Origin of the sequence: Actinomadura sp. NPDC000929 (assembly GCF_040492065.1) — a bacterium.
Lineage (GTDB): Bacteria > Actinomycetota > Actinomycetes > Streptosporangiales > Streptosporangiaceae > Spirillospora > Spirillospora verrucosospora.
This window is the reverse complement of the sequence record NZ_JBEUPA010000214.1, coordinates 1-10,886: the sequence shown is the minus strand read 5'-3', so window position 1 is coordinate 10,886 and position 10,886 is coordinate 1. Positions and strand designations below refer to the sequence as shown.

At 74.4% G+C, this 10,886-nt stretch carries 11 protein-coding genes; 10 read left to right on the top strand and 1 reads right to left on the bottom strand.

Annotated features, from left to right (window positions below):
- The 10 genes from ABWI04_RS39495 to ABWI04_RS39450 form a co-directional block, all read left to right on the top strand.
- Positions 1-376: alpha-glucosidase C-terminal domain-containing protein (locus ABWI04_RS39495; protein WP_353835594.1), on the top strand; the 376-nt coding region annotated here is incomplete at its 5' end.
- A 2-nt stretch (positions 377-378) separates the two neighbouring features.
- On the top strand, positions 379-1,815 hold the full coding sequence (locus ABWI04_RS39490) for a maltokinase N-terminal cap-like domain-containing protein (protein ID WP_353835593.1): 1,437 nt from the start codon (positions 379-381) through the stop codon (positions 1,813-1,815).
- Between the two features lie 261 nt (positions 1,816-2,076).
- Positions 2,077-2,964: a C40 family peptidase gene (locus ABWI04_RS39485; protein WP_353835592.1), complete on the top strand. Its 888-nt coding sequence runs from the start codon at positions 2,077-2,079 to the stop codon at positions 2,962-2,964.
- A gap of 99 nt (positions 2,965-3,063) precedes the next feature.
- Entirely contained in the window at positions 3,064-4,059 is a 996-nt protein-coding gene (locus ABWI04_RS39480) for an aldo/keto reductase (protein WP_353835591.1), read from the top strand.
- 66 nt (positions 4,060-4,125) lie between these two features.
- A complete protein-coding gene (locus ABWI04_RS39475; protein WP_345182534.1) occupies positions 4,126-4,977 on the top strand; it encodes an SAM-dependent methyltransferase in 852 nt (283 codons plus the stop codon).
- Positions 4,978-5,124: 147 nt separating this feature from the next.
- The gene (locus ABWI04_RS39470) at positions 5,125-6,036 is read left to right on the top strand and encodes a metal ABC transporter solute-binding protein, Zn/Mn family (RefSeq protein ID WP_345182532.1); all 912 of its coding nucleotides are present in this window, start codon (positions 5,125-5,127) and stop codon (positions 6,034-6,036) included.
- Positions 6,033-6,701: a metal ABC transporter ATP-binding protein gene (locus ABWI04_RS39465; protein ID WP_353835590.1), complete on the top strand. Its 669-nt coding sequence runs from the start codon at positions 6,033-6,035 to the stop codon at positions 6,699-6,701. The genes ABWI04_RS39470 and ABWI04_RS39465 overlap by 4 nt, the downstream gene beginning before the upstream one ends.
- Complete coding sequence (locus tag ABWI04_RS39460; protein ID WP_353835589.1) at positions 6,698-7,585, top strand: metal ABC transporter permease; 888 nt, start codon at positions 6,698-6,700, stop codon at positions 7,583-7,585. Before ABWI04_RS39465 ends, ABWI04_RS39460 begins: the two co-directional genes overlap by 4 nt.
- Before the next feature lie 188 nt (positions 7,586-7,773).
- Positions 7,774-8,832 carry a rod shape-determining protein gene (locus tag ABWI04_RS39455; RefSeq protein ID WP_353835588.1) on the top strand — a complete coding sequence of 353 codons (1,059 nt, stop codon included), beginning with the start codon at positions 7,774-7,776 and terminating at the stop codon, positions 8,830-8,832.
- Between the two features lie 51 nt (positions 8,833-8,883).
- Positions 8,884-9,822, top strand: a complete 939-nt coding sequence (locus ABWI04_RS39450; protein ID WP_353835587.1) for an MBL fold metallo-hydrolase — start codon at positions 8,884-8,886, stop codon at positions 9,820-9,822.
- A gap of 7 nt (positions 9,823-9,829) precedes the next feature.
- On the opposite strand, the gene ABWI04_RS39445 is transcribed toward ABWI04_RS39450, so the two are convergent.
- Positions 9,830-10,886, bottom strand: a 1,057-nt coding sequence (locus ABWI04_RS39445; protein ID WP_353835586.1) for a YehQ C-terminal OB-fold domain-containing protein, incomplete at its 5' end; no start/stop codon positions are given.

Genomic DNA, 10,886 nt, shown 5'->3' with positions numbered 1-10,886 from the left:
CGAGATCCGCCAGCGCCACCCCGTCTTCGGCGTCGGCTCCTACGTCGAACTGTCCGCCTCCAACCCCTCCGTCCTGGCCTTCACCCGCGAGATCACCGAGGACGAGAGCCCCTGGGGCGAGATGGACACCGTCCTGTGCGTCAGCAACCTGTCCCGCTTCCCCCAGCCGGTCGAGCTGGACCTGCGGCGCTTCGAGGGCTACGCGCCCGTCGAGTGCATGGGCGGCGTCCAGTTCCCCGCCATCGGCGAACTCCCGTACCTGCTCACCCTGCCCGGGCACGGCTTCTACTGGTTCCAGCTGGTCCCTCCTGAGGACGGCGATCCCGTGGCGGGCGCGGACGCGGGGCCGGGCACCCGCGCGGGAAGGACCGTCTGACCGTGCTTCCTCCAGAGCGGGACCTCGTCCGGGACCTCGCCGAGTGGCTGCCGCGGCAGCGGTGGTTCGGCGGCAAGGACGGCCCCATCCACGACCTCGCCATCGGCACCGCCACCGAACTTCGATCCGGCGACCCCTCCCTGCACCACCTCGTCATCCACGTCCGCCGGGACGACACCACCGACCACTACCAGCTCCTCCTCGGCGCCCGCCGCGACCTTCCCGACCGGCTCCGGCACGTCGAGATCGGCGGGCCCTGCGGCGACCGGTCCGCGAAGGCCCGGCTGTACGACGCCGCGCACGACCCGGACCTGACCCGGGTGCTGCTGGAGGCCATGGCGAGCGGGGCGTCCGCGGGCCCGCTGCGGTTCCACCACGCGGGCGGCGCCCGCATCCGGACGGACCTGGCGAGCCTGCCGATGACCGCCGAGCAGAGCAACACCTCGTTACTGTTCGGCGACGAGTACATCTGCAAGCTGTTCCGCCGCCTGTCCCCCGGCGTCAACCTCGACCTGGAGGTCAACCTCGCGCTGAGCCGCCGCGGCTGCGCGCACGTCCCGGCCGTCCTCGGCTGGATCGAGCTGGAACCGGGGCACGGGGCGCGGGCGGGCGAGGGCGCGGAGCCGGTGACGCTCGCCCTCCTGTCGGACTACCTGCACACCGGCGTGGACGGGTGGAGCCTCGCGATCGCCAGCGTCCGGGACTGGTTCGCGCACACGCCGCCGCCCGGCGGCGACGAGTGGGCGGAGCTCGACGCGAGCGCCGCCGGCGGCGACTTCGCCGCCGAGGCCGAACGGCTCGGCACGGCCACCGCCGAGGTGCACCGGGCGCTCGCCGACGCGTTCGGCGTCACGGTCGTCCCGGCCGGGGAGGTCCGCGCGACGGCCGCGCGGATGAACGCCGAGCTGACCGGCACCTGCCGCGCGGTGCCCGCGCTCGCGCCGCACGCCAAGGCGCTCACCGAGGCGTTCCTGGACCTGGCCGCGCGGGCCGAGCCGCTGCCCGTCCAGCGCGTGCACGGCGACTACCACCTCGGCCAGGTCCTGCGCACCGAGTCCGGGTGGACGGTGCTGGACTTCGAGGGCGAGCCGGCGCGGACGCAGAGCGAGCGCCGGGCCCTCGCGCACCCGCTGCGCGACGTCGCCGGGATGCTCCGCTCGTTCGAGTACGCGGCGCGGTTCCTCATCACCAAGGCGGGCACGGTGCCGAGCGAGTCGGGGCCGCGGCTGGAGACCCGGGCGCACGCCTGGGCGGCGCGCAACCGCGCCGCGTTCTGCCGCGGCTACGCGGGGGCCGGCGGACCGGATCCGGCCGCGCATTCGGTCCTCATCCGCGCGTTCGAATTCGAGAAGGCCGTCTACGAGGTGCGTTACGAGGCGCAGAACAGGCCGGCCTGGCTCCCCGTTCCGCTGAAATCGCTGGCGCATCTGACCGCCTGACAAAAGACACTGAAGGTCGCCTCCAATTCCGCGCCATGATCAAGTAAAATCGGCCGTCCTCGACAATTCCGTGCCGATCAACGGGTATCCGATCCCTCGGCGGGATGATGATCACCTGCCGATACCCGAACGGAAACGGAGACCAGAGGAATGTCCATCCCACGCCACTCGCAGGAGCCCGGAAGCGCAAGCGCAGCGATCACGGGCCATCCCGGCCGCGGCCGGGCGGCCGGCCGAAAACGGGGCATGCTCCGCACGGCCGTGACGGCCACGGTGACCGGGCTCGCGCTGACGGTCCCGCTGGGTTCCACGGCCTTCGCCGCGCTCAACCCGACGGTGCTGAGAAGCCTGCACCTCGACGCGGCCACCCTGGAGAAGGTCCAGGCGTACGACAGGTACCGGACGCGGGAGACCCTCCAGCGCAAGCGCGCCAAGCAGGCGCTCCGGTTCGCCCGTAAACAGATCGGCAAGCCCTACCGGTGGGGCGGGACGGGCGCGGGCGGCTACGACTGCTCCGGGCTGATGATGGCCGCGTGGCGGCGGGCGGGCGTCAAGATCCCCCGTGTCACCTACGCCCAGTACCGCAGGGTGGACCGGAAGGTGGGGATCGGGAGTCTCAAGCCCGGTGACCTCATCTTCTTCCACGGCCGCAGCCACGTCGGCATGTACGTGGGGCACGGCCGTTTCCTGCACGCGCCCAATTCGGGGGCCAGGGTCCGCATCGACAGGTTCGGCGCGGCGCGCAAGCGACAGTTCGCGGGCGCGGTACGGCCCGGCGCGCCCGCCTACCGGGAATGGTCGCCGTCCGTGCGGGAGCTCGTCGAGAAGATCGACCGGATGAGCGCCGAGAAGCGGGCCGACCAGCCCCCTGATAGCGAGCGGACCCCCCAGATTCCGCCATCACACCATACAAATAACAAGAAATCCGACAATCCCCCAATCACCGCCCCCGGACACATCCCGGCGGAAAAGGCCGCGCCACCCGGCGGCCACTCCACGAGGCCGGACGATTCCGCGGCACAGGCTCCGCGAAGCGACAGACCGTCGAACGAGTCAAAGCCTGAGCCCCGGCCGAGAGCCGTGGCGCATCCGAGATCGTTCTGGAACGGCCCCGGCACCGAGCCGTGGGCGGAGTACGCCACTCCCTAGCCCCTTTCCGCCCGCCCCGGCGCCGCCCGCGCGGCGCGCGGCGCCGGGGGCGCGTCGCACTTGACCCGGAGGGGACTCCAGGTGCTTTGGTGGATCCCCATGGAGTACACCCAGCTCGGCCGTACCGGCCTCAAGGTCAGCCGCGTGGTGCTCGGCACGATGAACTTCGGCCCGTTCACCGAGGAGCCCGACGCCCACGCGATCATGGACGCGGCGCTGGACGCGGGGATCAACTTCTTCGACACCGCGAACACCTACGGGTGGGGCGCGAACAAGGGCCGCACCGAGGAGATCATCGGCTCCTGGTTCGCCCGGGGCGGCGGGCGCCGCGAGAAGACCGTCCTCGCGACGAAGGTCTACGCCGACATGGCGGCGCCGGACGAGCCCTGGCCGAACCGGGGCGGGCTGTCCGCGCTGCACATCCGCCAGGCCGCCGAGGCGTCCCTGAGGCGGCTCGGGACCGACCACATCGACCTGTACCAGTTCCACCACATCGACCGGTCGACGCCGTGGGAGGAGATCTGGCAGGCGATCGACGTCCTCGTCCAGCAGGGCAAGGTGCTGTACGCCGGGTCGTCCAACTTCCCCGGCTGGGGCATCGCGCAGGCCAACGAGGCGGCCGCCCGCCGCGGCTCGCTCGGCCTGGTCAGCGAGCAGTGCCTGTACAACCTCGTCGAGCGGCGCGCCGAGATGGAGGTCGTCCCGGCGGCGCGGGCCTACGGGCTCGGGGTGATCCCCTGGTCGCCGCTGCACGGCGGGGTGCTCGGCGGCGTCCTGCGCAAGGAGCGCGACGGGGACGCCTCCCGGTCCCGGTCGGGCCGCGCCGCGGAGATGCTGAACGACCCGGCGGAACGGGCGCGCGTCCAGGCCTACGAGGACCTGTGCGGCGAGCACGGCCTGGAGCCGGGCGACGTCGGCCTCGCCTGGCTCCTCACCCGCCCGGGCGTGACGGGCCCGATCGTCGGCCCGCGCGTCCGCGAGCAGCTCGACTCCGCCGTCCGCGCCGCCGCGCTGGAGCTTCCGGAGGAGTTCCTGTCCGCCCTGGACGAGATCTTCCCCGGCCCGGGCCCCGTGCCGGAGGCGTTCGCCTGGTGACCCGCGGCCGCGGTCCGGAACGCGGAGAACCCCCGCCCCGGGCCGCGGCGGGGTAGCGTTCCCCCTGTGAACGATCAAGACAGGCCGTCCCTGGCGGACATCCCCCACGACGTCCCGACGTCCGCCCGCGCCTACGGCTGGCTGCTCGGCGGCAAGGACAACTACGAGGTCGACCGGCAGTTCATCCGGGCGCAGCTGGAGCACCACCCCGCCGGGCTCGACATCACCCGGCAGAACCGCCTGTTCCTGTACCGCGCCGTCCGGTACCTGGCCGCCGAGGCGGGGATCCGCCAGTTCATCGACATGGGCTGCGGCCTGCCGACCGACGCGAACGTGCACCAGGTCGCCCGCGACTTCGCGCCGGACGCGCGCGTCGTCTACGTGGACATCGACCCGATCGTCCTCGCCCACGGCAGGGCCCTGCTGGCCGGCGACTCCTCGACCACGGTCATCCAGGGCGACATGCGCGACCAGGACACCATCCTGGAGGACCCCGAGGTCAAGCGGCTGATCGACTTCGACGAGCCGGTCGCGACCCTGTTCCTGTCGGTCGGCCACCACCTGCCCGACGCCGACGACCCCCGCCGCGTGCTGCGCACGATCATGGACCGGGCCGCGCCGGGCAGCCACCTGACCTTCTCCCAGGTCGCCTGCGACGACCCGGTGCGCAGCGCCGAGATGACCGCGCAGGTCACCGGGGCGGGCATCCCGTGGCAGACGCGGACGCCCGCCGAGATCGACGCGCTGCTGTCGGACTTCGACCCCGTCGAGCCGGGCCTGTGCAACCTGGTCGACTGGCGCCCGCTGGACGTGCAGCCGCCGCTCGCCCCCGTGCCGCCCGAGCTGGAGCGGTACGAGGGCGCCTCCAAGCTGGACCGCGGCATCTACGAGTACGGCGGGGTGCTGCGCAAGCGCTAGAACGACCGCCTCGAAGGCCGCCGTCCCGGAACCGGGACGGCGGCCTTCTGCGTGCGGGGACGTTGCCGAGGCGGCAAGGAAACGGGACCAAAGGGGCGAGTCATGTTAAGTTGCCACTGAAAATCGTTTTCATTTTCAGGAGCTTCCATGATGTCTGCTCAGCGCGCCCGCGTCCTCGGGGCCGGCGCCGCCCTCACCCTCGCGTCGCTCGGGGCCGCCGCCTGCGGGTCGTCCTCCGGCGCCGGGGCCGCGGAGGCGGTCTCGGTCGTGGCCTCGACCAACGTGTACGGGGACATCGCCCGCCAGATCGGCGGGGACCGGGTGAAGGTGACCTCGTTCATCAGCGACCCCGCGCAGGACCCGCACTCCTTCGAGGCGGGGACGCGCACCAGGCTCGCGCTGTCCAGGGCCGGTGTGGTCATCGAGAACGGCGGCGGCTACGACGACTTCATGGAGACGCTGCTGAAGGGGTCGGGTTCCAAGGCCCGGGTGCTCAACGCCGTCCAGATCTCCGGGAAGACCGCTCCGGCCGGCGAGGAGCTGAACGAGCACGTCTGGTACGACCTTCCCTCCGTCGCGCTGCTGGCCGACCGGATCTCCGCCGCGCTCGCCGAGGCCGACCCCGAGGACGCGCGGACGTTCGCGGCGAACGCCGCCGCCTTCAAGGCGAGGCTGAAGACGCTGGAGGGGAAGGCGGCGGCGGTCAGGGCCGCGCATTCCGGCGACGGCGTGGCGGTCACCGAGCCCGTCCCGGGCCACCTGCTGGACGCGGCCGGGCTGGTCGACCGGACGCCGGAGGAGTTCGCCGAGGCGGTCGAGGAGGGGGACGACGTCCCGCCGCGGGCGCTGCGCGACACGCTGGCGCTGCTCACCGGCCGGAAGGTGCGGGCACTCGTCGTGAACGTGCAGACGAGCGGCCCGGAGACCGCCAAGGTCCGCGAGGCGGCCCGCGAGGCGGGCGTGCCGGTGGTGCCGGTCACCGAGACCCTGCCGGCCGGCCGGGACTACGTCGCCTGGATGGACGGCACCATCGCCGCGCTCGCGAAGGCGCTCTCGTGATCGCCCTGCGCGGCGCGACCCTGGCCTACGGCGAGCGGACCCTGTGGCGCGGGCTGGACCTCGACGTGCGGCCCGGCGAGTTCCTCGCCGTCGTCGGCTCCAACGGGTCGGGGAAGACCAGCCTGCTCAGGGTGCTGCTCGGGCTCCAGCGGCTGTCGTCCGGAACGGTCGCGGTGGACGGGCGCCGCCCCCGGCGGGGCAGCGACGCCGTCGGCTACGTCCCGCAGCACCGGGCCGTCCCGCCGCACACCCCGCTGCGCGCCCGCGACCTCGTGCGGCTCGGCGTCGACGGCCACCGCTGGGGGCCCTGGCGACCGCGCCGGGACGCGCGCCGCCGGGTCGAGGCCGTCCTCGCCGACGTGGGCGCCGCCGCGTTCGCCGACGTCCCGGTCGAACTCCTGTCGGGCGGGGAGCTGCAGCGCGTGCGCATCGCGCAGGCCCTGGTCACCGGTCCGCGCGTCCTGCTGTGCGACGAGCCGCTGGCCTCGCTGGACGCCGGGCACCAGCGCGTCGTCGCCGGACTCGTGGACCGGCTCCGCCGCGACCATGGCACCGCCGTCGTGTTCGTCACGCACGAGATCGACCCGATCCTCCCCTTCGCCGACCGGTACCTCGACCTGGGCGCCGCCCGCGAAGCCCGAAGTTCCCGCCAGGAGACGGCATGAGCTGGCAAGAGGCCTGGCACGAGATCTTCAACTTCCGGGACTACGGGGCGCTGCTCGGGCTCGTGCGCAACTCGCTCGTCGCGGGGGCCGTGCTCGGACTGGTCGGCGGGCTCGCCGGGACGTTCGTCGTGATGCGCGACCTGGCGTTCGCCGTGCACGGCATCAGCGAGCTGTCGTTCGCCGGCGCGGCCGCCGCCCTGCTGGCCGGGGCGAGCGTGGCGGGCGGTTCGATCGCGGGGGCCCTGGTGGCCGCCGGCCTGATCGGGGTGCTCGGCGCGAAGGCGCGCGACCGCGGCTCGGCCATCGGCGTGCTGATGCCGTTCGGGCTGGGGCTCGGCGTGCTGTTCCTGTCGCTCTACCAGGGCCGGTCGGCCAACAAGTTCGGGCTTCTCACGGGGCAGATCGTCGCGATCGACACGCCGCGGCTGTCGTGGCTGCTCGCGACGTCGGCGGTGGTGCTGGCGTGCCTCGCGGTCATGTGGCGCCCGCTGGCCTTCGCGAGCCTGGACCCGGACGTGGCGGCGGCGCGGGGCGTGCCGGTGCGGGCGCTGTCGCCGGCCTTCCTGCTGGTGCTCGGCCTGGCGGTGGCCGTGTCCGTGCAGGTCGTGGGCGCGCTGCTGGTGCTCGCGCTGCTCTGCACTCCGGCCGCGGCGGCGGTGCGGGTCACCGCGTCGCCGGTGCTGGCGCCGCTGCTGAGCGCGGCGCTGGCGACGGTGTCGGTGCTGGGCGGCATCCTGCTGTCGATCGGGTCCAGCATTCCGATCAGCCCGTACGTCACCACGATCTCGTTCCTGCTGTACGGGGCGTGCCGGGCGGCGGGCGCCGTCCGGACCCGGCGCGGGTGGGGGGCGCGGGGCGCGCGCCCCGGCACCGTCCCTACATGATCTTTTGGCGCCCGCCCGGGATTGCGTCCCGGGCGGGCGCCGCACCGCGCATCGCGTTCCGGACATGTCGGATCCCAGATCACCAGGTCGTTGCGATTCGCTTACCCGGGCGTGGGCATCGCCGCAGGCCGCACGGGAATCGAATCATCTGGACTCTTGCGGCGAACAGGGCGATTGGGAGGGACGCGATGTGGGATTTCGCGGGCCGGGACACCGCTATCGACCTGGGCAGCGCGACCGTGCGGATGCATGTGAAGGGCCGCGGCGTCGTCTGCCGCGAACCGTCGCTGCTCGCACGCTCCCGCGATACCGGGCGCATCCTCGCCCTCGGCGTCCCGGCACGGGAGATGGCCGGGCGCAACCCCGACGTCACGCTCGTACGGCCCATCCGCGAAGGCGCGCCGACCGAGACCGACGAGGCCGAGTACCTCATGCGGCACCTGGTGCGCCGCCACCACCGGCGGCACTACACCGCGCGACCGCGCCTGGTCGTCACGGTCCCGAGCGGGCTGACCTCCGTCCACTACCGGGCGCTGCAGTTCTCCGCCTACCAGGCGGGCGCGCGCCGGCTCACGCTCGTGCCGACGCCCATCGCCGCCGCCATCGGCATGGGCATGACCTCCTGCGGGCGGCCCGACATCACGGTGATCGCCGACATCGGCGCGGAGGTCACCGACGTGGGCGTCATCGCGTTCGGCGGCCTGGTCACCTCGCACACCGCGCACATCGGCGGGTCGGCGCTGGACCGCGCCATCGCCGCGCTCGTCCGCCAGGAGCACGGCATCGCGCTGTCGCAGGCGGCGGCGGAGGCGGCCAAGCTGGAGGTCGGCGCGGTGCCGCCGCTCGGCCGCCGCCCGGTGCGGCAGACCGTCGTGCACGGGCGCGACATCGCGACGGGCATGCCGCGCGGCGTCGTCCTCACCACCGCGGACGTCGCCCGCGCGATCACCGGCCCGGTGGCGCGGATCGTGGACGCGATCGGCGCCGGGCTCGCCGGCTGCTCGCCCGAGATCTCCGGCGACCTGCTCGGCGTCGGCATCACGCTCACCGGCGGCAGCGCCCGGCTGCCCGGCCTGGAGAGGCTGATCCGGGACCGGACGGGGCTCGGCGCGCGGGTCGGGGACGACACCGGCGACGCGGCCGTGCTCGGCGCCGGGGAGGTGCTGCGGTCCGCCGGGTCGCGGGAGCCGTCGGCCCGCGAGTCCTCACCGCGCCCGCACCTGCTGACGACCCTGGCGGAGTACTGACCGCGTCCCGCCGCGACCGGCGGCCGCGCCCGGCGCCGGTTACACTTCCCCATGAGCGACGCACCCGACCGCGAGGGACCGGGGAGCCCGCGGCTGCAGGAGGTCTCCGACGGGATCTTCGCCTACCTCCAGCCCGACGGCACCTGGTGGATCAACAACGCCGGCTTCCTCGCGGGCGCGCGGGGGGTGACGAGCGTCGACTCCTGCTCGACCGAGCGCCGCACCCGCGCCTACCTGGAGTCGATCCGGTCGGTCACGGACCGTCCCGTCCGGACGCTGGTCAACACCCACCACCACGGCGACCACACCTTCGGCAACTACCTGTTCTCCGGGGCGACCGTCGTCGGCCACGAGGGCACGCGGGAGGGCGCGCTCAGCTGGGGCCTGCCGTTCGACGAGCCGTTCTGGACGAAGGTCGACTGGGGCGCCGTCGAGATCGAGCCGCCGTTCCTCACCTACACCGACGGCCTGACCCTGTGGGTGGACGACCTGCGCTGCGAGGTCCGGCACGTCGGGACGCCCGCGCACACCACCAACGACTCCATCGTCTGGATCCCCGAGCGGCGGGTGCTGTTCTGCGGCGACCTGCTGTTCAACGGCGGCACCCCGTTCCTGATGCAGGGCTCGGTCGCGGGCGCGGTCAAGGTCCTGGAGGAGGTCGTCGCGCCGCTGGGCGCGGAGACGATCGTCCCCGGGCACGGGCCCGTCGCCGGTCCCGAGCTCATCGACCGGGTGCTCGGCTACGCGCGGTTCGTCCAGGCGACCGCCGCCGAGGCCCGGCAGGCCGGGCTGGCGCCGCTGGAGGCCGCCCGCGAGACCGACCTCGGCCCGTACGCGGAGCTGACCGACCCCGAGCGCCTCGTGGGCAACCTGTACCGCGCCTACGCCGAACTGGACGGGCAGCCGCCCGGGGCGCCGATCGACCTGGTCGCCGCCCTCGGCGACATGGTCGCCCTCAACGGGGGCCGCCCGCTCACCTGCCGCGCGTAGCGGCGCGTCAGCGCAGCTCGGCCGCGGTGACCAGGCGGATGTGGGCGGTGGCCCAGGCGCGGGTCATGCCCTCCGGGTCGTCGGCCGCGAGCGCCGCGGTGAGGGCGGCGAGCGTCCCGGCGCAGGTGCGCAGGCCGACGCGCTCCAGCGTCGCGCCCGCGCGGACGAGGCGTTCCCGCACGCCGGACGGCAGGCGCAGGAGGCCGCGGTGGGCCGCCTGAGCGCAGGCGGCGAGCGCCTCCTCCAGGGCGTCGCCGAGCGGGTCCGGCACGGCCTGGGGCGGGGCCCCGAGGGCGGCGGTGCCGTCGCCGGGAGCCAGGTCGGGGACGACGGGACCGCCGGCGGTCAGCACGGCCAACGGGTCGATGACGAGGCCCCCGCGGTCCCTGCGGACGGCGCCCGACACGAACCGGGGCTCGGTCGCGAGCGCGTCGGCCAGGGCGTCCAGGGCGGCGGGCCGGTGGGGGCTGTAGTCGGCGGAGACGACGGCCGGGACGCCCGCCGCGTCGGCGACCACGGCCTCCAGCCGCTGCGCCCCGGGGCGGTAGCCGATGTGGCGGACCTCGGCGATCTCGACGACGCGGACGAGCTCCGCCTCCACGCGGGGCCGCACGAGCCGGGGCGGGAGCGCGTCCAGGGCCCGCTCCTCGGCGGCCAGGTCGCGCACCAGCAGCCCGGCGGGCAGGCCCTCCCAGGCGTCGCCGAGCGGGGTGACCGTCGTCTTCGCGATCCGCCCGGAGGTGACCCGGACGACCCGTCCCGCGCTGCGCGAGGCGCTCTCGGACACGACGTTCGCGGCGGCGAGGGACCGCAGCGGCGCCCCGAGGACGCGGCGCCCCGCCAGGTCGGCGCCGGTGAGCCGGTCGCCGTCCGGGACGTCCCAGCGCCGCTTCAGCACCAGGACGACGCCGGTGGCGGTGTGCGCGAGGTAGACGTCGGCGGTGCGGGCCGCGGACGTGCCGCCGACGCGGCAGCCGAGGGCGGCGAGGCGGACGCGGCGCAGCGGCGTGTCCGCCGCCTCCTGCGTGCCGAGCACCTGGGAGCGGGCGGCGCCGCCGCGCGCG